Source organism: Gallibacterium genomosp. 3, assembly GCF_001678475.1.
GTDB classification, from domain to species: domain Bacteria; phylum Pseudomonadota; class Gammaproteobacteria; order Enterobacterales; family Pasteurellaceae; genus Gallibacterium; species Gallibacterium faecale.
Map to the genome: position 1 here is coordinate 38,375 of NZ_JTJR01000035.1, position 25,045 is coordinate 63,419.

General features: G+C 37.1%; 25 protein-coding genes. 12 read left to right on the forward strand and 13 right to left on the reverse strand.

Features of this window, described 5'->3' with window-relative positions; all coding sequences use genetic code 11:
- Nucleotides 1-60 precede the first annotated feature (60 nt).
- From pgi to argG, 4 genes are all read right to left on the reverse strand, one after another.
- Complete coding sequence (gene pgi, locus QV06_RS08540; RefSeq protein WP_065237780.1) at nt 61-1,707, reverse strand: glucose-6-phosphate isomerase; 1,647 nt, start codon at nt 1,705-1,707, stop codon at nt 61-63.
- Nucleotides 1,708-1,731: 24 nt separating this feature from the next.
- On the reverse strand, nt 1,732-2,805 hold the full coding sequence (gene alr, locus QV06_RS08545) for an alanine racemase (protein WP_065237781.1): 1,074 nt from the start codon (nt 2,803-2,805) through the stop codon (nt 1,732-1,734).
- A gap of 17 nt (nt 2,806-2,822) precedes the next feature.
- Complete coding sequence (dnaB, locus tag QV06_RS08550) at nt 2,823-4,271, reverse strand: replicative DNA helicase (RefSeq protein WP_065237782.1); 1,449 nt, start codon at nt 4,269-4,271, stop codon at nt 2,823-2,825.
- A 214-nt stretch (nt 4,272-4,485) separates the two neighbouring features.
- Nucleotides 4,486-5,817, reverse strand: coding sequence for an argininosuccinate synthase (gene argG, locus QV06_RS08555; protein WP_065237783.1), 1,332 nt, complete (start codon nt 5,815-5,817; stop codon nt 4,486-4,488).
- A gap of 584 nt (nt 5,818-6,401) precedes the next feature.
- On the opposite strand from argG, the gene QV06_RS08560 reads away from it, so the two are divergent.
- The 6 genes from QV06_RS08560 to QV06_RS08585 all read left to right on the forward strand — a co-directional run bounded on the left by QV06_RS08560 (nt 6,402) and on the right by QV06_RS08585 (nt 12,604).
- A complete protein-coding gene (locus QV06_RS08560) occupies nt 6,402-7,277 on the forward strand; it encodes a transcriptional regulator GcvA (protein ID WP_065237784.1) in 876 nt (291 codons plus the stop codon).
- Nucleotides 7,278-7,288: 11 nt separating this feature from the next.
- A complete protein-coding gene (locus tag QV06_RS08565) occupies nt 7,289-7,696 on the forward strand; it encodes a DUF423 domain-containing protein (RefSeq protein WP_065237785.1) in 408 nt (135 codons plus the stop codon).
- Nucleotides 7,697-7,705: 9 nt separating this feature from the next.
- Nucleotides 7,706-8,803, forward strand: a complete 1,098-nt coding sequence (gene rlmM / locus QV06_RS08570) for a 23S rRNA (cytidine(2498)-2'-O)-methyltransferase RlmM (protein WP_065237786.1) — start codon at nt 7,706-7,708, stop codon at nt 8,801-8,803.
- Between the two features lie 9 nt (nt 8,804-8,812).
- A complete protein-coding gene (dapB, locus tag QV06_RS08575; protein ID WP_065237787.1) occupies nt 8,813-9,625 on the forward strand; it encodes a 4-hydroxy-tetrahydrodipicolinate reductase in 813 nt (270 codons plus the stop codon).
- 144 nt (nt 9,626-9,769) lie between these two features.
- Nucleotides 9,770-10,558, forward strand: a complete 789-nt coding sequence (gene fabI, locus QV06_RS08580) for an enoyl-ACP reductase FabI (protein ID WP_065237788.1) — start codon at nt 9,770-9,772, stop codon at nt 10,556-10,558.
- A 63-nt stretch (nt 10,559-10,621) separates the two neighbouring features.
- On the forward strand, nt 10,622-12,604 hold the full coding sequence (locus tag QV06_RS08585; protein WP_065237789.1) for an exoribonuclease II: 1,983 nt from the start codon (nt 10,622-10,624) through the stop codon (nt 12,602-12,604).
- Nucleotides 12,605-12,822: 218 nt separating this feature from the next.
- Here the strand turns inward: QV06_RS08585 and QV06_RS08590 are convergent, their stop codons facing one another.
- A complete protein-coding gene (locus tag QV06_RS08590; protein ID WP_065237790.1) occupies nt 12,823-13,779 on the reverse strand; it encodes a gluconeogenesis factor YvcK family protein in 957 nt (318 codons plus the stop codon).
- A 36-nt stretch (nt 13,780-13,815) separates the two neighbouring features.
- The gene (locus tag QV06_RS08595) at nt 13,816-14,394 is read right to left on the reverse strand and encodes a thymidine kinase (protein ID WP_065233885.1); all 579 of its coding nucleotides are present in this window, start codon (nt 14,392-14,394) and stop codon (nt 13,816-13,818) included.
- Between the two features lie 140 nt (nt 14,395-14,534).
- On the opposite strand from QV06_RS08595, the gene dapF reads away from it, so the two are divergent.
- From dapF to QV06_RS08620, 5 genes are all read left to right on the forward strand, one after another.
- Nucleotides 14,535-15,359: a diaminopimelate epimerase gene (gene dapF, locus QV06_RS08600; RefSeq protein WP_065233886.1), complete on the forward strand. Its 825-nt coding sequence runs from the start codon at nt 14,535-14,537 to the stop codon at nt 15,357-15,359.
- A gap of 9 nt (nt 15,360-15,368) precedes the next feature.
- Nucleotides 15,369-16,064, forward strand: a complete 696-nt coding sequence (locus tag QV06_RS08605; protein WP_065237791.1) for a DUF484 family protein — start codon at nt 15,369-15,371, stop codon at nt 16,062-16,064.
- Between the two features lie 3 nt (nt 16,065-16,067).
- Nucleotides 16,068-16,958 (forward strand): tyrosine recombinase XerC, encoded by an 891-nt coding sequence (xerC, locus tag QV06_RS08610; protein WP_065237792.1) that lies wholly within the window; start codon nt 16,068-16,070, stop codon nt 16,956-16,958.
- Nucleotides 16,959-16,969: 11 nt separating this feature from the next.
- Nucleotides 16,970-17,680: an HAD-IA family hydrolase gene (locus tag QV06_RS08615; protein ID WP_065237793.1), complete on the forward strand. Its 711-nt coding sequence runs from the start codon at nt 16,970-16,972 to the stop codon at nt 17,678-17,680.
- 70 nt (nt 17,681-17,750) lie between these two features.
- Entirely contained in the window at nt 17,751-19,142 is a 1,392-nt protein-coding gene (locus tag QV06_RS08620; protein WP_348536873.1) for an anaerobic C4-dicarboxylate transporter, read from the forward strand.
- A 71-nt stretch (nt 19,143-19,213) separates the two neighbouring features.
- On the opposite strand, the gene QV06_RS08625 is transcribed toward QV06_RS08620, so the two are convergent.
- Genes QV06_RS08625 through QV06_RS08640 form a run of 4 tightly spaced genes read right to left on the reverse strand, consistent with a single transcriptional unit; the run spans nt 19,214 to nt 21,268 of the window.
- On the reverse strand, nt 19,214-19,510 hold the full coding sequence (locus QV06_RS08625; protein ID WP_065237795.1) for a YciI family protein: 297 nt from the start codon (nt 19,508-19,510) through the stop codon (nt 19,214-19,216).
- Between the two features lie 10 nt (nt 19,511-19,520).
- A complete protein-coding gene (gene yciA, locus QV06_RS08630; protein ID WP_065237796.1) occupies nt 19,521-19,976 on the reverse strand; it encodes an acyl-CoA thioester hydrolase YciA in 456 nt (151 codons plus the stop codon).
- Nucleotides 19,977-19,979: 3 nt separating this feature from the next.
- Nucleotides 19,980-20,534 carry a septation protein A gene (locus tag QV06_RS08635; protein WP_065237797.1) on the reverse strand — a complete coding sequence of 185 codons (555 nt, stop codon included), beginning with the start codon at nt 20,532-20,534 and terminating at the stop codon, nt 19,980-19,982.
- Nucleotides 20,531-21,268, reverse strand: a complete 738-nt coding sequence (locus tag QV06_RS08640; protein ID WP_065237798.1) for a hypothetical protein — start codon at nt 21,266-21,268, stop codon at nt 20,531-20,533. Before QV06_RS08640 ends, QV06_RS08635 begins: the two co-directional genes overlap by 4 nt.
- 118 nt (nt 21,269-21,386) lie before the next feature.
- Here QV06_RS08640 and QV06_RS08645 point away from each other — a divergent pair, with 118 nt between their 5' ends.
- Entirely contained in the window at nt 21,387-23,135 is a 1,749-nt protein-coding gene (locus QV06_RS08645; RefSeq protein WP_065237799.1) for a protein-disulfide reductase DsbD, read from the forward strand.
- Nucleotides 23,136-23,189: 54 nt separating this feature from the next.
- Here QV06_RS08645 and pdxT read toward each other — a convergent pair whose 3' ends face one another.
- From pdxT to yfaE, 3 genes are all read right to left on the reverse strand, one after another.
- On the reverse strand, nt 23,190-23,759 hold the full coding sequence (gene pdxT / locus QV06_RS08650; RefSeq protein WP_065237800.1) for a pyridoxal 5'-phosphate synthase glutaminase subunit PdxT: 570 nt from the start codon (nt 23,757-23,759) through the stop codon (nt 23,190-23,192).
- A gap of 1 nt (nt 23,760) precedes the next feature.
- Nucleotides 23,761-24,648 carry a pyridoxal 5'-phosphate synthase lyase subunit PdxS gene (gene pdxS, locus QV06_RS08655; RefSeq protein ID WP_065237801.1) on the reverse strand — a complete coding sequence of 296 codons (888 nt, stop codon included), beginning with the start codon at nt 24,646-24,648 and terminating at the stop codon, nt 23,761-23,763.
- A gap of 129 nt (nt 24,649-24,777) precedes the next feature.
- On the reverse strand, nt 24,778-25,035 hold the full coding sequence (yfaE, locus tag QV06_RS11550) for a class I ribonucleotide reductase maintenance protein YfaE (protein ID WP_065238827.1): 258 nt from the start codon (nt 25,033-25,035) through the stop codon (nt 24,778-24,780).
- Between the last annotated feature and the right edge of the window lie 10 nt (nt 25,036-25,045).

Here is a 25,045-nt window from a genome sequence, read left to right on the forward strand (position 1 = left end):
AATAGCGAGGAAAATCCTCGCTATTTTCTAATAATAAGTAGGTTATTTAAAAAATGATTTTTAACGCCATGCTTTGTATTGATTGATTAAACCATTGGTTGAGCTATCGTGAGAAGAAACTTCTTCATTGCCAACCAATTCAGGTAAAATACGATTTGCAAGTTGTTTACCTAATTCCACACCCCATTGGTCAAAAGTGAAGATATTAAAGATCACACCTTGAACAAAAATCTTATGTTCATACATCGCAATTAATGCCCCTAATGTAAATGGGGTGATTTCACTGAGTAAAATAGAGTTGGTTGGTTTATTACCTGTGAATACTTTAAATGGCACAATATGTTGAACATCAGCTAACGCTTTGCCAGCTTTCACAAATTCAGCTTCCACTTCTTCCTTAGTTTTACCAAATGCTAATGCTTCAGTTTGTGCAAAGAAGTTTGATAACAATTTAGTATGATGATCACCTAATGGATTATGTGTTTTCGCTGGTGCAATAAAATCACATGGTATTAAGGTTGTTCCTTGGTGAATCAGTTGATAGAAAGCGTGTTGACCATTTGTACCTGGTTCACCCCAAATAATTGGTCCAGTTTGATAATCTACTGGATTACCATTACGATCCACATATTTTCCGTTGGATTCCATATTTCCTTGTTGGAAATACGCCGCAAAACGGTGCATATATTGGTCATAAGGTAAAATTGCCTCAGTTTGTGCACCTAAGAAGTTTGTGTTCCATAGACCAACTAACGCTAATGTTAATGGAATATTTTGTTCTGCTGGGGTAGTGCGGAAATGTTTATCCATTTCGTGAGCGCCACTTAATAAGGCTTCAAAATTATCAAAACCAATTGAAAGTGCGATAGAAAGCCCAATGGCAGACCAAAGTGAATAACGTCCACCAACCCAATCCCAGAATTCAAACATATTGTCAGTATCAATACCAAACTCAGCGACCGCTTTAGCATTCGTTGATAAGGCAGCAAAATGTTTTGCAATATGTGCTTCATCTTTTGCTTTGGCTAAGAACCATTCACGAGCAGAATGAGCATTGGTCATTGTTTCTTGTGTGGTAAAGGTTTTTGATGCCACCAAAACTAATGTTGTTTCTGGATCAACTTTCTTTAAAGTTTCAGCAATGTGTGTTCCATCTACATTAGAAACAAAATGCATTGTTAAGTGATTTTTATAAGGGAGTAATGCTTCTGTCACCATATAAGGTCCTAAATCAGAACCACCAATACCAATATTAATCACATCAGTAATTGCTTTACCTGTATATCCTTTCCACTCTCCTGAAATCACACGTTCGCAGAATCTTTTCATTTTTGCCAATACTGCATTAACTTCTGGCATCACATCTTTGCCATCAACATAAACTGGTTTATTGCTACGGTTACGCAATGCAGTATGTAATACAGCTCGATTTTCAGTACGATTAATTTTCTCCCCATTAAACATACTTTCAATCGCTTCACTTACTGCGGTTTCCTCTGCTAATTGACGCAATAATGCTAATGTTTCAGTGGTTAAACGGTTTTTAGAAAAATCTACCAAAATATCTTGGTTAAATTTTAATGAATAGTGATCAAAGCGGTTCGCTTCTTTAGCAAAAAGTTGTTGAATGGTCACATCTTTTACTGCTTGTTGATGTTGCAGTAATGCTTGCCATGCTTTGGTTGAGGTTGGATTAATATTTTTCATACTGTTTTCCCTTTATATTTAAAATTAATCAATATATTCCACTAAAACTCGTGGAGTGAGTTTAGTTACTAATTCATAACTGATTACGCCAATAATTTCTGCTATTTCTTCTATAGGCAGCTCTTTGCCCCATAAAATAACTTCATCACCGACTTTATCTTCAGCATCAATCCCTAAATCGACAGTCAGCATATCCATAGACACTTTCCCAACAATCGGCACACATCGCCCATTAACATACACAGGCGTTCCCGTTGGTACATCTCGCGGATAGCCATCACCATAGCCAATTGCTACCACACCAATTTTAGTATCTTTATCACTTACCCAGCGTCCGCCATAACCAACTGGCTCACCTTTTTTATGTTCTCGTACCGCAATTAATGATGAAGTTAAGGTCATCACTGGAGTTAAATCATATTCACTGCTAGGCGTATTATTGACAGATATCCCATACATAATAATGCCCGGTCGAATCCATTCTAAATGTGACTCAGGCCAGAATAGAATTCCCCCTGAAGCAGCGATACTTCTCTCCCCTTCTTTATCTTGGCAAGCGGTTAAGAAACGATCGAGCTGCTTTTCCGTATAGCCACAAGTTAATTCATCCGCACGACTAAAATGGCTAATAAAGCGAATCCGATTAATATTACTCGATTGAGATAGCATTTGATAATAGTGATCAACTTCTTCTAATTGCACGCCTAAACGGTGCATACCTGTGTCAATTTTGATCCAAACATTAATTGGATTCGGTAATTTAGCTTGTAATAGATCTTCTAACTGTTCTGCACAATGCACGACTGTTTCTATATTATTGACAGCTAAAATCGGTAAATCACTGGCAGAAAAAAAGCCCTCTAATAATAAGATAGGCTTTGTAATTCCATTAGAACGTAAACGAAGTGCTTCACCTAAACGAGCCACGCCAAAACAATCCACATTATCTTGTACAGTTTGTGAAACAAATTCCACGCCATGTCCATATGCATTTGCTTTAACGACAGCAATAATTTTACTATTTGGTGCTAATGATTTTATCTTCTGAATATTATGTTTAAGGGCAAGAGAGCTTATCTTTGCCGTTGCTGCTTTCATGATACTGCCTTTGTTAATTAATAATTGTCGTTGTAATCGGAACCATACTGTAAATTATCAAATCGAGAATATCCTCCCATAAAGGCTAAACGCACGCTACCAATTGGTCCATTACGTTGTTTCCCGATAATAATTTCAGCCGTTCCTTTAAATTCTGAATTAGGGTTATATACTTCGTCCCGATAGATAAACATAATTAAATCCGCATCTTGCTCAATCGCACCGGACTCACGTAAGTCTGAGTTTACGGGGCGTTTATCCGCACGTTGTTCCAAACTACGATTTAACTGCGAAAGTGCAATTACTGGTACTTTCAATTCTTTCGCTAATGCCTTTAAAGAACGTGATATTTCAGCGATCTCTAAGGTACGATTTTCTGCATAGCCAGGCACACGCATTAATTGTAAATAATCGACCATAATCATCGCTAATCCATTCGGACTTTCACGATGAATTCGTCTGGCACGAGAACGTAACTCCGTTGGTGTTAACCCAGAGGTATCATCAATATAAATATTGCTTTTCTCTTTTAACAATGAAATACAACTGGATAATCTTGCCCCCTCATCATTAGCAAAATCAATTTGTCCTGTACGTAATTTCGTTTGGTCAACTCGAGAAAGCGACGCTAACATTCTCGTCATTAATTGTTCCGCAGGCATTTCTAAACTAAAAATTAACACTGCTTTATCCTGATCGGGCGGTAATGCTGCATTTTCACACAAGTTCATCGCAAAAGTGGTTTTACCCATTGAGGGACGAGCTGCAATAATAATTAAATCACCAGGCTGTAATCCTGCTGTTTTTTTATCTAAATCCGTAAATCCAGTAGAAACCCCCGTAATCCCTCCCAAACTTGGGTTTTGCGCTAAAGTTTCTATTTTAGTAATCGTATCAAATAAAATTTTAGAAATATTTTGTGGACCAGTGTCTGAACCTGCCATTCGTTGCTCCGAGATCTGTAAAATTTTACTCTCGGCATTATCAAGAATATCTTTTACATCTTGTCCATTTGGCGAGTAACAGTTTTCAGAAATCGTATTACTGGTTGCAATTAACTCACGTAAAATCGCCTTTTCCCGAATAATATTGGCATAAGCTAATGCGTTAGCGCTGTTTGGTGTTTTCTGTGAAAGTTCTACTAAATAAGAAAAGCCACCAACAGTATCGGTTAAATCTTTGCTACTTAACGCTTGTTCTAGTGTAATAAGATCGGCAGGTTTGCCATGACTTAATAAATTTTCTATCTCTTGGAAAATGACTCGATGAGCATAGGTATAAAAATCTTGTGCAATCACCGCTTCAACAACGCGATCCCATAAACCATTATCTAACAACAATGCACCTAACACCGATTGCTCCGCTTCAATCGAATGAGGAGGGGTAAATTGTTCTATCTCTTTGGATTTTGTTGTGTTTATTGAGGTTGTTTTCGATTGTGAAGTACGAGTAGGTGTCCAAGCCATAAAGTTTGCCATCTAGTCAATTATTGAAACGAAAGTATAGCAAAATTTATCTCAATAGGGGCATTATTGTTGTGTTGATTGTGTTAATTATATCGTGTTAAGTGTGTTAATCCGTGTTTATTGTATTGATCGTGTAATTTACCGCTTAATTTCTGACAAAAAATAAACCGCTAAAGATGAACACATCTTTAGCGGTTGTAGAATAAAGAATGGATTACTCTTTTTTACCAAGTTGTGGGAAAGCAGAGTTATTTAATAATAAACCAGTTTGTGTATAGATACCGAGTTTGTCGCGTGTATCAGTAATATCTAAGTTACGCATTGTTAATTGACCAATACGATCTTTTGGATCAAATGGGGCATTTTCCACTTTTTCCATACTCAAACGTTCTGGCTGATAAGTTAAGTTTGGTGACTCAGTATTTAAAATTGAGTAGTCATTACCACGGCGTAATTCAAGTGTTACTTCACCAGTTACAGCACGAGCAACCCAACGTTGTGCTGTTTCTCTTAACATTAATGCTTGCGGATCAAACCAACGTCCTTGATATAGTAAACGACCTAAACGTAAACCATTAATACGATATTGTTCGATAGTATCTTCGTTATGAATTCCGGTTACTAAGCGTTCATACGCAATATGTAATAGAGCCATTCCTGGGGCTTCATAAATACCACGACTTTTCGCTTCGATAATACGGTTTTCAATTTGGTCTGACATACCTAAACCATGGCGTCCACCAATACGATTCGCTTCTAAGAACAGATCAACTGCATTTGTAAATGTTTTGCCATTCAATGCAACTGGAATCCCTTCTTCAAAACGTACTGTGACTTCTTCCGCTTTAATCGCAACATCTTCTTTCCAGAAAGCAACGCCCATAATTGGATTAACAATACGGATACCGCTATTTAAAAACTCAAGATCTTTTGCTTCGTGTGTTGCACCAAGCATATTAGAGTCTGTTGAATAGGCTTTTTCTACTGACATTTTGTAGTTAAAGCCATTTGCGATTAAGAATTCTGACATTTCATGGCGACCACCAAGTTCATTAATAAATTGTTGATCTAACCAAGGTTTATAGATTTTTAATCTTGGATTTGTCAATAATCCATAACGGTAGAAACGTTCAATATCATTCCCTTTGAATGTACTACCATCTCCCCAGATATTGACATCATCTTCCTTCATTGCTGTAACCAACATCGTACCAGTAACCGCACGACCGAGAGGTGTGGTATTAAAATAAGTAACACCGCCAGTACTAATATGGAATGCGCCACATTGAATGGCTGCAATACCTTCATTTGCAAGCTGACTACGACAATCAATTAAACGGGCATTTTCTGCACCATACTCTTTCGCTTTACGTGGGATTTCATCGTAATCATCTTCATCTGGCTGACCTAAATTTGCGGTATATGCATAAGGTACTGCCCCTTTTTGACGCATCCAAAGTAATGCCGCACTTGTATCTAGACCACCTGAAAACGCAATACCAACCTTTTGACCGACTGGGAGAGATTCGAGAATTGTTGTTGACATATTAATTCCTATTCATGAGATGTGTTTGATTCTGTGATAAAACGAACGTTTACCGAGTGCGTATTATTCCCTAAAATCCTATTGGTGTCCACCTTCTTTAGCAAACAAATTGCATAAAAATTCATTTTTTATAAATAAAAATTCAATTTTTAAGCATTGTAGCGTTTAGTATAAGTAAATATACTCAATCTGGCTAAATCATCGACAACTTCTGCAAAATAGGTCAAAAAATAACGTTAGAGAATGCAGGAGGGCTATGCTAGAATCAGTCGCAAAAAAAATGCCACCTAAATCGTTAGGTGGCAGATAAACAATTCTGTTTATAAATAATATACAGGAAGTGAAATGAGTAACTTCTCAGTTACTCAGTCTAGAAAGTCTAGACTAATATGCAAACACAACATCATACTTAAGAATCTGAAACTCATTAACTAGTAAGGAATGACCAATCATTAAGTATGGCACACATTCTATGGAGCAGCTCACAAAGAAACAAACAATTTTTTTTTATCTTTTACATAAAAAAAACTAATAACAAGCTATAATAACTACTAACATAAAGTTTTTATATTGGATACTAAATTATGGTTAAACGTTTGCCTCCCTTAAATGCTCTGAAAGCTTTTGATTCTGCCGCCAGACATTTAAGCTTCACAAAAGCGGCTGAAGAGCTTTTTGTTACTCAAGCAGCGGTCAGTCATCAAATAAAAATTTTAGAAGATTTTTTAGGTACTGAGCTTTTTTTGCGCAAAAATCGTACACTGGAACTCACCGAAGCCGGAAAAACTTATTTTTTTGATATAAACAATATTCTAAAAAAATTGATGGAAGCTACCGATAAATTAACTAAAAATAAAGCAGAAAAAGTGCTTTCCATTAATATTCCTCAAACTTTTGGTATGCAATGGTTAGTTCCGCAACTTAGTGAATTTAACCAACGTTATCCCGATATTGATGTCCGCATTAATGGGGTTGATCACGACGAAGGGTTATTAACTCGCGAGGTTGATATAGCAGTCTATTATGGTAAAGGTGATTGGCAAGGGCTTACAGTTGAACGCCTAAAAGAGTCACGTTTATTAGTGTTAGCAGCTCCCTCTTTACTTAGTAAATTACCGATTCATCAACCTGATGATTTACGACAACACACTTTACTGCACGTACATAATCGCGATAATTGGCAAAGGGCTTTAAAAGCACTTGAAATTGAAGGAATTGATTTACAACATAATCCTGTTTTTAGTCATACCTTTATGGCATTACAAGCAGCTATTCACGGTCAAGGTATTGTATTAGCCAACGAATTACTGGCACAAAAAGAAATTAAGCAAGGTAATTTACAAGAAGTGTTGAATTTACAACTCAAAGATCCAAAAGCATTTTATGTTGTTTATCACCCAGATCGTGAAAATGATGAAAAGATTAAAGCCTTTTATGATTGGTTAATCTCTTTAGTATAAGGAAAAAATTTGTGTTTAAACGTTTTCTCATCTTTACCGCATTAAGCGGTTTTTTTTGTGTCGCCTTTGGTGCTTTCGCATCTCATGCTTTAAGTAAACAACTTTCGGCAGAAGCAATAAATTGGATAGAAATTGGCTGGCGTTACCAAGTATTTCATACCTTAGCCTTGTTCGGTCTTACATTGTTATCTCAATTCACTACTATTGACATCAGTTGGCGTAAAAAAACGGCTGTTAGTGGTTATTGTTGGCTGGCTGGTATCTTACTCTTTAGTTTTAGCCTATACTGTTTGGCTTTGACAGGAAATAAAACCTTTGCTCATATGACGCCAATAGGTGGTGTGTTTTTCTTGTTGGGCTGGGGTCACTTAGCTTATCTTGGCATACGTTATCACCACTCCTCTAATTTAAATAAGTAAGAGATAATTATGACAAACCAATTAATTTTATATTGTCGTGCTGGCTTTGAAAAAGAAATGGCAGCGGAAATCAACGATAAAGCGATTAATTTAGGTGTATATGGTTTTGCGCGTACTGAACCTGATACTGCCTTTGTTATCTTTGAATGTAGTAATGCTGAGGATATTAAATTATTAATCCAAGATATTGCATTTAATACGCTTATTTTTTGTCGCCAATGGTTTGCCGTAATTCAACAACTAACATTTGCCTCAACCACAGATCGTATTTCACCAATTATGGATCTCCTTTCCCAGACCGATCTTGATTTAAAGGCAATGACAGAAGTTTGGGTTGAAACAGCAGATACCAATCAAGCTAAAGAGTTATTACCATTTTGTCGCAAATTTACCGTACCTTTGCGCCAGCGTTTAAAACAAGCTGGTTATTTAGCGGGGCGTACCATAAGCAAAAGTAAGACATTTACTCTACATCTCTTTTTTACCAGTTCTGATAGCTGTTTTATTGGTTATTCATTTAATCATAATCACTCCCCTGATTTTATGGGAATTAAGCGATTACGCTTTCCAGCGGCAGCACCAAGTCGTTCTACATTGAAATTAGAAGAAGCGATTAAAACATTCTTAACTGAAACCGAAGAGAAACAACGTTTAACTGAACATCGTTATGCTGTTGATTTAGGGGCGTGCCCAGGCGGTTGGACATATCAGCTCGTTAGACGCGGATTATTTGTCTATGCGGTCGATCACGGCAAAGTAGCTGAATCTCTACAAGAAACTGGACGTGTTGAACACTGTCCAGAAGATGGTTTTAAATTTCAACCACCTAAAAAACGGAATATTGATTGGCTCGTTTGCGATATGGTAGAACAGCCAATCCGTGTCGCAGAGTTAATCGCAAAATGGTTAGTGAATGGTTGGTGTCGCGAAACGATTTTTAACCTAAAATTACCCATGAAAAAACGCTATATTGAAGTACAAAAATGTATCTTCTTGATTGAAGAAAAATTAATAGATGCAGGACTGCATTATCAGATCCAAGCAAAACATCTGTATCACGATCGAGAAGAGATCACTGTACATATCTGTTTAAAATCAACGAAATAAGGAAAGTATATGACATTAAGAATTGCTGTTGTTGGTGCTGGTGGACGTATGGGACGCCAGTTAATTCAAGCAGTTAATAAAGCTGAAGGCGTACAATTAACTGCAGCGTTTGAACGTGTTGGTTCAACCTTACTTGGCAGCGATGCCGGAGAATTAGCTGGTATTGGACACAATGGTGTAACCGTTACTGATAACCTTATCGCAAGTATTGATCAATTTGATCTAGTAATTGATTTTACTCGCCCAGAAGGTACATTAGAGCATTTGGCAATCTGTCGCCAATATCAAAAGAAAATGGTCATTGGTACAACTGGGTTTGATGAGCAAGGCAAACAAGCTATTCAACAAGCTGCTAAACAGATTGGGATTGTCTTTGCCTCTAATTACAGTGTAGGGGTGAATCTCGTCTTTAAATTACTTGAAAAGGCTGCCAAAGTGATGGGAGATTATTGTGATATCGAAATTATCGAAGCACACCATCGCCATAAAGTTGATGCGCCATCAGGAACAGCTTTATCTATGGGTGAACATATTGCTAAAGCTATGGGGAAAGATCTGAAACAACACGCTGTATATGCCCGCGAAGGCATTACCGGTGAACGCAAACAAGATCAAATTGGTTTTGCTACAATCCGTGCCGGTGATGTCGTTGGTGAACACACAGTATGGTTCGCTGATGAGGGTGAACGTGTAGAAATTGCTCATAAAGCGTCTAGTCGAATGACATTTGCTCATGGCGCTGTACGTGCGGCAAAATGGTTAGCTAATCATGACACTGGGTTATTTGATATGACTGACGTTTTAGATTTGAATTCTTTATAACGTTATTTCTGTTTATTTTAGGTTTCTCACATTAAGGAGAAACCTAAAACTACTCCACTAGCCAATTTTATCGGTCTGATTTGTTCCACTTCCGATTTCTGCTATAATTCGCCCCGTTTAACTGCAACTAACATAGGATAAATTATGGGATTTTTAACTAATAAACGTATTTTAATTGCTGGTGTAGCAAGTAATCGTTCTATCGCTTACGGTATTGCACAAGCAATGCATCGTGAAGGTGCAGAACTTGCATTTACTTATCAAAATGACAAATTAAAAGGTCGTGTTGAAGAATTCGCTCAAGAACTTGGTTCTTCCATTGTCATCCCTTGTGATGTAGGTACTGACGAAAGTATTGAAAATTGTTTTGCTGAATTACATAAACATTGGGATAAATTTGATGGCTTTGTACACGCTATTGCATTTGCACCAGGTGATCAACTTGATGGTGATTACGTAAATGCGGTTAATCGTGAAGGTTTCCGTATCGCACACGATATTAGTGCTTATAGTTTTGTAGCAATGGCAAAAGCTGCTCGCCCAAATCTTAATCCAGGTGCAGCATTATTAACACTTTCTTATTTAGGCGCTGAACGTGCTATTCCTAACTATAATGTTATGGGTCTAGCAAAAGCTTCTCTCGAAGCCAATACTCGCTATATGGCATCGGCAATGGGTAAAGAAAATATCCGTGTTAATGCAATTTCTGCTGGTCCAATTCGTACCTTAGCAGCTTCAGGTATCAAAAACTTTAAGAAAATGCTAGGTCATTTTGAAAATACAGCGCCGCTTCGCCGTACTGTAACTATTGAAGATGTGGGTAATACCGCAGCATTTTTATGTTCAGATCTTGCTGCTGGTATCACAGGTGAAGTTGTTCACGTTGATGCAGGTTTCAGTACTGTAGCTATGAGTGAGTTAGAACTCGCTTAAGATTTTCTTTTTATTTCGCTCCGTTAATCGGAGCGAATTTTTTTGTTTTTAATCGGATAAAGTATGTTCCAAGATAATCCTCTCCTCAGCCAACTCAAACAACAAATTCGTGATAGTAAACCTCATGTAGAAGGTATTGTGAAAGCCACTGATAAAGCTTACGGTTTTTTAGAATGTGAGAAAAAAAATTACTTCATTCCACCGCAAGCAATGAAAAAAGTGATGCATGGGGATAAGATTAAAGCCGTTATCGAAACCGTTGGCGATAAAGAGCAAGCTGAGCCAGATAGTTTAATTGAGCCAATGCTTACTCGTTTCATTGCTCGAGTACGTTTCAACAAAGACAACAAATTACAATTACTTGTCGATCACCCGAATATTAATCAACCCATCAGTGCGAATGTGCATAAAAAAGTCACTGATACCTTATCAAATGGTGATTGGGTGGTCGCTGAATTGAAAACACATCCATTACGCGATGATCGCTTCTTTTTTGCTCAAGTTACGCAATTTATTTGTCATCACGATGATCCTAAATCTGCTTGGTGGGTAACCTTAGCTCGTCACCAACAACCACGTACTGCAGTGGCTGGATTGGAACACTACACTTTTGATGAAACAACTATTCGAGAAGATTTAACTGGAATTGATTTTGTCACGATTGACTCAGAAACTACTAAGGATATGGATGATGCGTTATCCATTACACCGATTCTCCAACAAGAAAAACAAATCGGATGGAAACTCGCTGTCGCTGTTGCTGACCCAACTGCTTATATTCCTGTTGATTCTCAAATTGAAGTTGATGCGAAACAACGCAGCTTTACCAATTATCTGCCGGGCTTTAATATTCCAATGCTACCACGTGAGCTGTCTGATGATCTCTGTTCCTTGGTGGAAGGTGAAAATCGCCCTGCATTAGTTTGTTTTATTGAAACTGATTTAACGGGTGCTTTAATTAGCGAACCTACTTTTACATTGGCGTGGATTCGTTCAAAAGCAAAATTAGCTTATGATGCCGTGTCTGATTATTTAGAACAACAACCTAACGCATGGCAACCTGCGAATGATGTGATTAAAAATCAAATAGACGCATTACATCAATTCTGTTTAGTAAGAATCACGTGGCGTCAACAGCATGCAATTCTATTTAAAGATCGCCCTGACTATAATTTTATTCTGAATGAAAATGGTGAGATTAGCGAAATCCGTGCTGATTATCGTAGAATTGCAAATCGTATTGTTGAAGAGTGTATGATTATTGCCAATACTTGTGCAGCACAATTTTTAACTACACATCAAGCCCCAGCAATTTTTAATACACATAGTGGCTTCGATAAAAAATTCTTACCCGCAGCTAGCCAATTCTTGTTAAATCATCTGGCAACGGATGAAACTCAACCAGAATTAGCGCAACGTTATACAACAGAAACCTTATCCACGTTAGAGGGTTACTGTAATATGCAGCATGATTTAGACCAACATGCTGAATATTTTGAAACACGTTTACGACGTTACCTTACGTTTGCTGAATTTAAAGCGGAAGCAGCACCGCATTTTGGTTTAGGCTTATCTGCTTATGCCACTTGGACTTCACCTATTCGTAAATACTGTGATATGGTGAATCATCGCATTATTAAAGCGATTTTAAGCCAACAACCATTACCACCAGTAGAAGAAAGCGTTTTATTACGTTTACAAGAAGCACGCAAACAAAATCGCTTAGTCGAACGTGATATTGCAGATTGGTTGTATTGTTTGTACTTAGCCAACAAAGTAGCAGATAAAACCGTCTATTCAGCACAAATTATGGATATTACCCGAGGTGGATTACGCGTCCAATTAGCTGAGAATGGTGCAAGTATCTTTATTCCTATGTCATTAATTCATAATAATAAAGATGAAATTGAAGTAAATAGTGATGATATTGCGCTATATATCCAAGGTAAACGTCAATATCAATTAGCTGATATGCTCTCTATTCGTTTAATCGAGGTCAATACCAACACTCGCAGTATTATTGGCGAATTGGTAACTAATCAATAAATTAATTTCTTATTATAAAGAAAAGAAAAAATAGAGGAAAAAGTGTTGCGTCATTAGGCACAACACTTTTCAATCTACCCATAAGTTAAATTTCTTATGAAATGAGAAAAATATATTTCTTCACTTACCAGAAAATACAATCATATTTCTCACAAGTTAAAATCTAAGCATAGAGAACTAAAAAAAATAAATTCAGCAACAACACTCTACTCATTTTATTAGTTATCAAACTTAAAGCACTTTTTCTTGATTTTGACCTCATCAATCAGGTCTTCTAGTGCATGACTTAATAAAGCGCGATCATGACGATAGCTCACATCATCGGCATTTAATTGACGTGCAATCACACAATAGTTTTGTCTGAAATCTTGTGGTAATACCGTGTTGCTATCTGTGATCACGCCATCAATAATTGGCTTCCCTATGTAGTGGTTAAGCCAATCTACTCGTGCAGCTAAATCTAATTGTGCTGAGGGGCTATGTTCTACCCCTAAATTATCAATAAAAATCTTAATTGCAGAGCTAGTTGCTAAAGCATCTTGTACTTCAGTCAGTAACAAAGGTGGCAAAATACTAGTTAAAAAACTGCCCGGACCAAATAGAATAATATCTGCTTGATTAATCGCAACAACGGCTTCTGGGGTTGCGGAAACAGCAGGTGCTAAACTTAACTGTTTTGGAATATCTGCTAATTTATCAATACTCACTTCACCGATAATCATCTCACCACTATTTAACTCAGCAGTAAGATGAGCTGGCTTTTCAGACATCGGAATAATAAAAGGTTCAACGTGTAATAACTCTCGAATTAAATTCACACCATCCAATGGACGCACTTTAATATTTTCTAATGCTTTAAGCATTAGATTCCCTAAGTTATGTCCTGCTAACTCGCCTTCACCATCGAAACGATACTCAAATAATTCAGAGGCAGTGGTTGGAGTCGTAATAATTTGGTTTAAACAGTTACGCAAATCCCCCCAAGCAATACCACCAAATTGACTACGAATTCGACCTGTTGAACCGCCATTATCGGTAGTAGTGACAATACCTGTTAAGCGAGATCGCATAAAGCCAAGTGCAGACATCACACGTCCAAGCCCATGCCCGCCACCAATCGCAACAATACGTTTCGCCGCATTTAAATTTGGAGTTACCACTGAAGAAACCGTCATAAATAATACCTTGTTTATTGTTTAGTTAAGGAAGGGTTAGCAGCCCATTTTCTCTTTATAATGCTGACGACACACCGACAAATAGTGATCATTACCACCAATTTGGATCTGATCGCCTTCCTTAATCACTTCACCTTGTTCATTTAAACGCAATACAAAATTCGCTTTACGTCCGCAATAACAGATCGTTTTTAACTCCTCTAACTGATCTGCCCAAGCTAACAAATAACGACTTCCTTCAAATAATTCTGCTTGGAAATCTGTGCGTAATCCATAACACAATACGGGAATATTGAGCTTATCTACCACTTCCGTAAGTTGATACACTTGGTCTTTAGTTAAGAATTGTGCCTCATCGACTAGAATACAGTTTAATTTTTGTTGTTGATGATGTTGTTGAATTTCATCAAATAGATCTGTTTTTGTATCAAATAATTTGGCTTGTTCTTCAATACCAATTCTTGAGGTTACTTTGCCTACGCCATAACGATTATCAATAGCTGCGGTATAAACTAACGTCTGCATACCACGTTCACGATAGTTATAAGAAGATTGTAATAGAGTTGTCGATTTGCCTGCATTCATTGAGGAGTAATAAAAGTAAAGTTTCGCCATAGTAACCCAATCCTTGATAAAAAACGGCGCTAGTATAACGATATTCCACTTTAATTAACATCTTTGATTCAACTTCAGTCTTTAGACTTTAGCAGGAACTCTCTATAATAGCCCTATTATGATTTATACAAGAGGTATATATGCAGTTTTCAAAAATGCACGGTCTAGGCAATGATTTTATGGTAGTAGATGGTGTAACACAGAGTGTCTTTTTTTCTGAAGACATTATTCGCCGTTTAGCTGACCGTCATCGTGGTATTGGCTTTGATCAACTGTTATTAGTTGAAGCACCTTATGATCCCGAATTAGATTTCCATTATCGTATTTTCAATGCAGATGGCAGTGAAGTCGAGCAGTGTGGTAATGGTGCCAGATGTTTTGCCCGCTTTGTTCGTTTAAAAGGGTTAACCAATAAAAATGAAATCAAAGTAAGTACCGCCAAGGGCAAAATTGTGTTGATTGTCAATGATGATGAAACTGTGCGAGTAAATATGGGAGAACCAATTTGGGAACCAGCTAAAGTTCCATTTATCGCCAATAAATTTGAAAAAAACTATATCCTACGAACTGACATTCAAACTGTATTATGTGGTGTCGTTTCTATGGGCAATCCGCATTGTGTGTTGCAAGTAGAAGATGTCGCTACGGCTAATGTAGAACAATTAGGTCCACTATTAGAAAATCACGAACGTTTCCCAGCAAGAGCCAATATTGGCTTTATGCAGGTAATTAATCGACAACATATTCGTTTAAGAGTATTTGAACGTGGTGCTGGAGAAACACAAGCGTGTGGAACTGGAGCTTGTGCAGCCGTAGCTGTTGGCATTATGCAAGGTTTATTAGATAACAGTGTGAAAGTTAGCTTACCCGGCGGAGAATTAAAAATTGAATGGCAAGGACAAGGACATCCTCTCTATATGACTGGCGATGCTACCTTTGTTTATGATGGCGTGATTCAATTATAAGGAGTAAATATGAGCGAGATTGATGTTGATTTTGAGCAGCAGATAGACCAATATTTGCAAGCCCATCCAGATTATTTTTCCCGTCATCAAGCCTTATTGGATCAACTTGTTATTCATCATCAACGCAAAGGTATGATTTCTTTAGTAGAAGCCCAATTAGGTCGCCAGCGAGAGAAAATTGCCACATTAGAAAATGCGCTAAATCAGGTTAGCTCCACTGTACAACAAAATGAAACGCTCTTTTTTAGCTTATTACCCTTACAAAAACAACTCTATCAAGCCAAAGATATTATTGAGGCAAGCCGCGATTTAGATCAATGGGCAAAAACATTAGGTTTAAAACAAGGTAAAATCTTACTACTCAAAGACGCATGGCAATCCGAATCAGTTACCTCACAATATTGGCTGGATCGTAAAGCTTTTGAGATTATTCGCTTAGAACGTTTTGGCTTACAATCTTTTTATCTAGGAAAATTAACTAATCGAGAAAAATCATTGCTATTTTTACCTGAAGAACTGCCAATTGGATCGGTTGCTATTTGCTTATTAAATAATAAGCAAAATCATAAACCTTATCATGCGGTGTTAGTGTTTACCGCATTACATGAAGGGCATTTTTATCGTGGTCAAAACACAGATTTTCTTGAAACACTCATCGAACTAATTGAGCCACTATTTCACCAATGGCTAACTTATAAGAAATAAATTATGTTACAAGAATGGTTAGAACAATATTGGAATTATCTTCGTATTGAACGTCAACTTAGCCCTAAGACATTAGAAAGTTATCAGCAGCAAATAGAGGCGTGTCTTGAATTATTGATTACAGAGGGAATTAACGATTGGCGACAAGTTGATGGTAGTGTTATTCGCTTTATCCTCACTCAAGGAAAAAAGGCTGGATTGCATGAACATAGCTTAGCGTTACGCCTTTCTAGTTTACGTGGATTTTTCCAATTTTTATTACGTAAAAAGATTATTACTGTTAATCCAACCGATGGCATTTCAGCACCAAAGGCAGGCAAAAGATTACCGAAAAGTATTGATGTTGAATCTATTTCCCAATTACTTGACATTAAAAGCAAAGAACCTTTAGCCCTACGCGATAAAGCAATTATGGAATTAATGTATAGTTCTGGATTACGCTTATCTGAATTACGCGGTTTGAATTTAGAGGATATTAATTTTAAGGCAAAAGAACTTAGGGTATTGGGGAAAGGAAATAAAGAACGGATTTTACCTTTTGGGCGTTATGCCGCTGGTGCTTTACATGAATGGCTCAATGTTCGTCTGCAATTTCATCCAAAAGACAATGCACTTTTTATTAGTCATCAGGGTAATCGCTTAACAAGCACCGCCATTCAACAACGTTTAGAACAGTGGGGTATTAAGCAAGGATTAAATGCTCACCTTAATCCGCATAAACTCCGCCACTCTTTTGCTACCCATATGCTTGAAGCTACCTCTGACTTACGTGCTGTACAAGAACTATTAGGGCATGAAAATTTATCTACCACACAAGTTTATACACATTTAAATTTCCAACATTTAGCACAGGTATATGATTCAGCACACCCTCGTGCCAGACGTAAAAAATAAGGAATCGCAGTATGTTACATTTTTATCGTTCATTTACGTTACCCAAAGTTATCAGCTTTGATCTTGATGATACTTTATATGATAACTACACTGTGATTCGGAATGCAGAACAAGCTTTCCTTGATTGTTTACAACAGCTTGCACAAGTCAGCGTAGAAAACTGGGCACTCTATAAACAACAGCTTTTCCTGGAAGATCCTATTCACTATGAAGATGTGATTGAGTGGCGAAAAGCAGCAGCAGTAAAGCTTCTGCAACAACAAGGGAAAAGCAACACTGAAATCCCTGCCATTGTAAAACAATGTATGCAACTGTTTGTGGAATGGCGGCATAAAATTGATGTTCCACAACAGAATCAACAGTTCCTCAACCAATTAGCTGAACATTATCCTTTAGTCACTATCAGTAATGGAAATGTCTATCCGCCTCATATTGGCTTAGACCAATTTAAGTTGATGTTACGGGGAGGTGAACATGGCAGAGCTAAACCACACGCAGACTTATTCTTGCAAACTGCACAATATTTTGGTTGTCCTCCTAACGAAATACTTCACGTTGGTGATAATCTTGTTACTGATGTACAAGGTGCTATTTTAAGCGGTTGTCAGGCAGTTTGGATTAATCCTCATAATCAACCTATGTCAATTTTTCCTGAGGTCACACATTTACCAACATTATCTGTTTTTGATGTTACCGAGCTTTCCTTTTTGTATAAAAACTAGCCAAAATTTGATGTAAATAAACTTTTTTTTAAATTTTATTCTCTTTTTTTAAATTAAGATTGCGATCTTTTTGGCTTACTTTATCATTACCTCCATCGAGTTATTGTTAAACAATCTTATTGAGGTCTTTATGCTATACGCTGAATTTATTCTACTACTCTTTTTCCTGTATGTTGGTAGCCGCTACGGCGGTGTCGGGCTGGGTGTTGTGTCCGGTATTGGATTAATTGTTGAAGTCTTTATCCTCCGTATGCCTCCATCCTCCCCACCTATTGACGTAATGTTAATCATCTTAGCCGTTGTAACCTGTGCATCTGTACTTGAAGCAGCTGGCGGTCTAAAATATATGTTACAAATCGCAGAACGTATCCTACGTAGTAATCCAAAACGTGTCACGATTCTCGGACCAATGGTTACTTACTTTATGACAATTATTCTTGGTACAGGTCATGCGGTTTATACTATTATGCCAATTATTGGTGATATTGCCTTAAAAAATGGTATTCGCCCTGAACGTCCAATGGCAGCTGCCTCTGTATCATCTCAATTAGCAATTACAGGAAGTCCTATCTCAGCAGCAGTAGTCTATTATCTTAGCCAAATTTCTGAATTACCTGGTTTTTCTCATGTTAGCCTATTAACTATCGTATCTATTTCTATTCCTGCTACATTTTGTGGCATGTTAGCCCTTTCGCTATATAGTTTACGCCGGGGAAAAGAATTAAAAGATGACCCTGAATATCAGCGCCGTTTAAACGATCCAGAGTGGAGTAATTTAATTAAAAATACGACTAGCACTAGTTTAAATGAAACCTTACCACCATCTGCTCGTAATTCAGTATTCTTATTCCTCTTTGCTTTAGTATTAATTGTCATTATTGCTATGGTTCCAGAAATAAGAACTATTGGTGATGCAAAAAAACCAATCTCCATGGGGGTTATCATTCAAATGATGATGTTAGCTTTCGGAGGAATCATTCTATTAGCAACTAAAACGGATGTAAAAAAAGTTCCTAATGGCGTAGTGTTTAAATCAGGTATGGTTGCAACTATCGCTATCTTCGGTATTGCTTGGATGAGTGATACTTATTTTAAATATGCAATGCCTTCATTCAAAGCTGGCATCACTGAAATGGTTCAAAGTTATCCTTGGACATTTGCACTCGCTCTCTTTGCAGTATCTGTGGTAATCAACAGCCAAGCAGCAACCGGAAGAATGTTGCTTCCAGTAGGTATTGCAATGGGCTTACCTGCACCATTACTTGTTGGTTTATTACCTGCAACTTATGGTTACTTCTTTATTCCTAACTATCCATCTGATATTGCAACTGTAAACTTCGATGTTTCAGGTACAACAAAAATTGGTAAATACTACTTCAACCACAGTTTCATGGTACCAGGTTTAATCGGGGTTGTTGTAGGATGTATTGTTGGTATTAGTATTGCAAATGTATTGATGTAATATTGATATTGACTTGAGATAAAAATACCTCGCCAATCGGCGAGGTATTTTTTTACTAATTAATTTTAAAATTAAAACACACGCTTAAATGGTTTCACCACAACATCACCATACACGCCAGCTTCAACATAAGGATCTTGAGATGCCCATGTTTTTGCTTCTTCTAATGAAGCAAACTCAGCAATCACAGTAGAACCCGTAAAGCCAGCTGCTCCCGGATTTTCATCATCAATAGCTGGATTTGGTCCTGCTACTAATAAACGCCCTTGTTCTTGTAATAAAATAAGGCGTGCTAAATGTTTTTCTCTCACGGCTAAACGTTTATCTAACGTATTTGGTAAATCTTGTGCAAAAATAACGTAATACATATTCACTCCTTTATGCTTGCTGCTGATATTCAGTAATAATTTGTAATGCTTGATCTAATTCTGGATTATTTTCTCGTGGCACAGGACTTGGTCTGCCTTGTTCATCAATTGCTACATAAGTAAATAACGCATCTGTCACTAAATAACGATCAGAAATAGCATCTTGAAAAACACGTTTTACCCAAACTTCAACTTTAACTTGAATTGAAGTATTACCTACCTTAGTACAGCGCCCATAACAACAGACAACGTCCCCAACCGAAACAGGTTTATGAAATGTCATATTATTTACGTGGACTGTCACTACTCGGCGATGTGCAATTTCTTTTGCTAAGATTGCACCACCAATATCCATTTGTGACATAATCCAACCACCAAAAATATCGCCATTAGCGTTAGTATCTGATGGCATTGCTAATGTTCTCAGTAATAATGTGCCATCCGGTGTGCGAACTGTTGTTTCCATTAATTAATCTTCCTTATGATTCTGTTTTGCTTGAGAATTAAGATATGGATAAATATAAATACCAGTTAATAACGATGCGACTAAGGTTAAACCAAAGAAACCAAATGATTTAAAATCTACCCAAATATCATCCGATAAAAATTGGCTCACATAGATATTAATCAACATACAAACAACAAAAAATATTCCCCACCCTAAATTAAGATTTGCCCATACTTTTTCAGGAAGTTGAATCTCTTTGCCTAACATACTTTTGATTAATAATTTTTTAAAGCCATATTGGCTAACTAACAAGATTAAGGCAAATAACGCATAAACAATCGTCACTTTCCATTTTAAAAATTCAAGATCATTAAAGTAAGCTGTTAAACTACCAAAAAAGACGATCCCAATTGCCATAATCCATTGCGACTTTTCAATCTTACCGTATTTCACTTTTAAGATAATAAATTGAACAATGGTCGCCACAATCAAAATAATCGCTGCTTCGCGAACACCATATAATTTATAGACGGCAAAAAATAAGATCAGTGGGATAAATTCTAATAATTGTTTCATAGTGAGTTTGCCTTAATAAAAATACGGTAAAAACGATAGGCAAAAATTAGTGAGAATAAATTGATAAATGAGGTGATTAAAGTAAATAACACCAATAAATTTGCACCTAATAAGCCTACTAATAGATTACTGAATAATATTGGCACAAGATAAACTAACAGTAAATAAACCACCATTACCTTATATTGTTGGCGATGATTAACTAACTGATATAAAGCTCTTAGCCCCTTTCTGCCCGGTTCCAATAAATATGCATATGGCAGTAATGCAATACGAGTTAATAAATAACCACTTACTAATAAACACACTACACCACCGATAAAGAGTGAAATCCCGCCACTTACTGAGCCAATACTAATTCCCATAATAAATGGCATTAATGCCAGAATTAATAAGCAGTTATAACCAATAAATCCGATTAATTTTTGTAATACGGTTGGAATACATGAAAAGATATCGCCAATCCGATTGGTAGAAACCTGATCAATAGTCAAAATAAACCATATATTCAGGATCACAGAAAAAATTAAATTGAAAAAAGAAGCAAATATCACACTAGATGAGATTGAATTTGGCGTTGTTTGCAGCTGTTCTAAGCCACCATTTGCTTCCATAATGAGCTGAAAAATTAATGTATTCAATGCATACAATACAGTAAAAGTAACAACGATTGGGTAACGATTACGCACAAAATAGCTACTTTCTTGCAAAATTCGTACAAAATTTATCGACATTGTTTCCTCTTTCTTATGTACAACTTAAAATTAGCGAGTATAACAATTTTAGTTAAGAAATTCAGCTGTAAGTATGCTAAACTTCCACTTCTTTTATTCATCTATCAATAGTTACAATATGATTAGAAAATATTTATCATTTTTTTCCACTTTTATCTTATTTTTCTTAAGTATAACAACAACATTTGCTGGTATTTTTGATAAAAAAGCAGACTTCTTAACCGTTGAACAGGCTTTTCCATTTTCCCTACAAGCTACACCACAAAAAATCACTCTGCATTGGGATATTTTGCCTAACTACTATTTATATAAGCATACCGTCACCGTCAAAAGTGATAATGTTGCTTTTAATCAGCAAATTACCCCCATTATTGAAAAAACACACGAGGATCCTTACTTTGGTAAAACGCAAATTTTTGAACAAGGCTTAGATATTGTTCTTACCCCGACTCAAAATCAATTTGAGCCACAAGGCAAATTAATTATTAATTATCAAGGTTGTACAGAAGGATTATGTTATCCACCACAAACTCAAGAGATTGAGTTATCACAATGGATTAAACCTAGTACAGCTCAGGTTACTACCTCTGATTTAACCAACGAAAACGCACAAAGTAATACTACTGAAACCACGCCTTTTACTGAGCGCTTATTTCAAAGTAAATTTGCGGTATTTTGGTTCTTTTTACTCGGTATTGGCTTAGCCTTTACCCCTTGTGTATTACCAATGTTACCGTTGCTATCTGCTATCGTTATTGGCAAAGAACAACGTGTTAATACAGGTAAAGCTTTATTGTTAAGTATTATTTATGTACAAGGAATGGCTCTCACTTATGCGTTACTTGGGTTAGCTGTTGCTGCTGTTGGGTTATCCTTACAAGTTTGGTTACAAAGCTCTTACGTATTAGGAGCTTTTGCACTGCTATTTATCCTACTGGCTTGTTCTATGTTTGGTTTATTTACTTTACAGCTTCCTGTGAGTTGGCAAACTAAATTAACAGCATTAAGTCAAAAACAATCAGCTGGTATGTATGGTGGCGTATTTATGATGGGCGCTATCGCTGGCTTGATTGCATCCCCTTGTACTTCTGCCCCACTCTCAGGCGCCTTACTGTATGTGACACAAACTGGTGACTTAATTACAGGTGCCTTAACGCTCTATTTATTAGCGCTTGGTATGGGAACGCCATTGATCGCTATTACTGTCTTTGGCAATAAGATTTTACCTAAATCAGGTGCTTGGATGGAGAATGTAAAAATCGCTTTTGGCTTTGTATTATTAGCTCTACCGATTATCTTACTTGCCCGTTTTTTACCAAATTATTGGGAAAATATTTTATGGTCACTACTCGGGATTGCTTTCTTTGCTTGGCTAATCACCCTAGCAGGTAAACATAGCCGCATTTGGCAAGTTTTATCAATAATGGCGATGATGGTTGCTGCTGCACCGTTCTATGCTGCGATACAACAATTGTTACATCCTCAAATACAGCAATCAACTAACCATCAAGAATTTATCCAGGTTAAAGATTTAGCAAAATTACAGCAGCAACTACGCAATAATCCACATAAAATTGCAATGGTTGATCTCTATGCAGATTGGTGTGTCGCCTGCAAAGAGTTTGAACATAAGACTTTTAATCAAACAGAAGTTCAACAGCGCTTGCAAAAAATTCTTTTATTACGTGTTGATATGACCAAAAACAGTACTGCTAATCAAGCACTTAGCAAGGAATATCAGGTGTTAGGTTTACCGACTATTCTGTTTTTTGATCAACAAGGCAAAGAGATTAGTAATAGCCGTGTTACTGGATTTTTAGATGCCAAACAGTTTAGTGAATGGTTAGATCGATTAGCCACAGATTAAATCACAATACCTCACGTTTTCTCAACAGATGAAAAATTGTGAGGTATCAATTAATTATCTACATAACGTCAAAAACAATTTTAAAATTGCTAAATTATCCGTTAATTCTGGATGAAAAGAGCAAGCAAGTAACTTACCTTGGCGAGCTAATACAGGATGCCCCGCAAAAGAGGCTAACACTTCAACAGTGTTGCCTGTTTTCACAATATACGGCGCCCGAATAAATACCGCTGGTACAGGTTGTTCAATCCCTGTAACCTGTAACTCTGTTTGGAAGCTATCCACTTGCCGCCCAAATGCATTACGTTGTACTTGAATATCCAACAGCTGTAAATATGCTGATTCACCACCAACAATCTCTCTCGCTAATAAGATCATGCCCGCACAAGTACCAAAGATTGCTTTTGTCTGTGCAAATTGTTGTAACGCATCAATAAAACCATATTGGCGCATTAACTTGCCAATCGTTGTACTTTCACCACCTGGTAAGATAATTCCATCCAATTCTGCAAGCTGTTCAACACGTTTAACCGCAACACCCGTCACACCTAATTGTGCAAGTTGAGCTAAATGTTCACTAACAGCACCTTGCAAAGCCAATACACCTATCTTTAATGCTTTCATATTACCAACCACGATCTTGCATTCTTTCAGCAGCAGAAAGCTGTGATATTTCAATCCCTTTCATCGCTTCACCAAGATCTTCAGATAAACGAGCGATCAAATCATAGTCTTGATAATGTGTGGTAGCTTGTACGATTGCTTTGGCAAATTTTTCAGGATTTTCAGATTTAAAAATACCTGATCCAACAAAAACACCATCCGCGCCTAATTCCATCATTAATGCCGCATCTGCTGGTGTAGCAACACCACCCGCAGCAAAATTAACCACTGGCAATCTTCCTAACTGTTTAATCTGTAATAATAATTCAAAAGGAGCACCTAAATTTTTTGCCTCTGTCATTAATTCATCATGACTCATCGCAACTACCTTGCGAACTTGTGCATTGACTTTCCGCATATGACGTACCGCTTCTACAATATTGCCTGTTCCCGGTTCACCTTTGGTGCGCAACATTGCAGCCCCCTCACCAATACGTCTTAAGGCCTCACCAAGATCACGACAGCCACACACAAAAGGAACGGTAAACTCACTTTTTAACAAATGAAACTCTTCATCTGCTGGCGTTAATACTTCACTTTCATCAATATAATCCACGCCCATCGCTTCTAATACACGAGCTTCCGTAATATGACCAATTCTCGCTTTAGCCATTACAGGGATAGATACGGCATCCATCACTTCTTTAACGATACGTGGATTCGCCATTCTCGCCACGCCGCCAGCTTTACGAATATCAAAAGGTACACGTTCTAATGCCATCACCGCCACTGCACCCGCAGCTTCTGCAATACGAGCTTGCTCTGCATTGACTACATCCATAATCACGCCACCTTTTTGCATCTGTGCCATACCGCGTTTTACTACATCACTACCAATAATTGTACTCATCAATTTATCCTCCGTTGTTATTTGAACGAACTTATTCTGGCGTAAATTGATGGGTTTAAAAGTGTCAATTTTTGATTATTTAATGGGGTCAGAAAAAATAAATGATGTAGTAGAAATAGCAAATAATGATTAAAGATCGAGTTCAAGATCAGACTCTACCTGACAACAACAAAGTAATACATCATCCTCTTGTAAAAAGGCTAATGGTGGCTGGCGATAACTTACCTGCCCTTGTAATAATTTTGCACGGCAAGCCCCACAATATCCTGAACGACATTGATATTCATGGGGAATATGTTGCTGCTCTAAGTTTTCCAGTAATGAACATTGATTATCATGCGAAAAAACGTGTCCGCTTCGTGTCAATTTGATTTGGTAAATCTTCATATTCAGTACT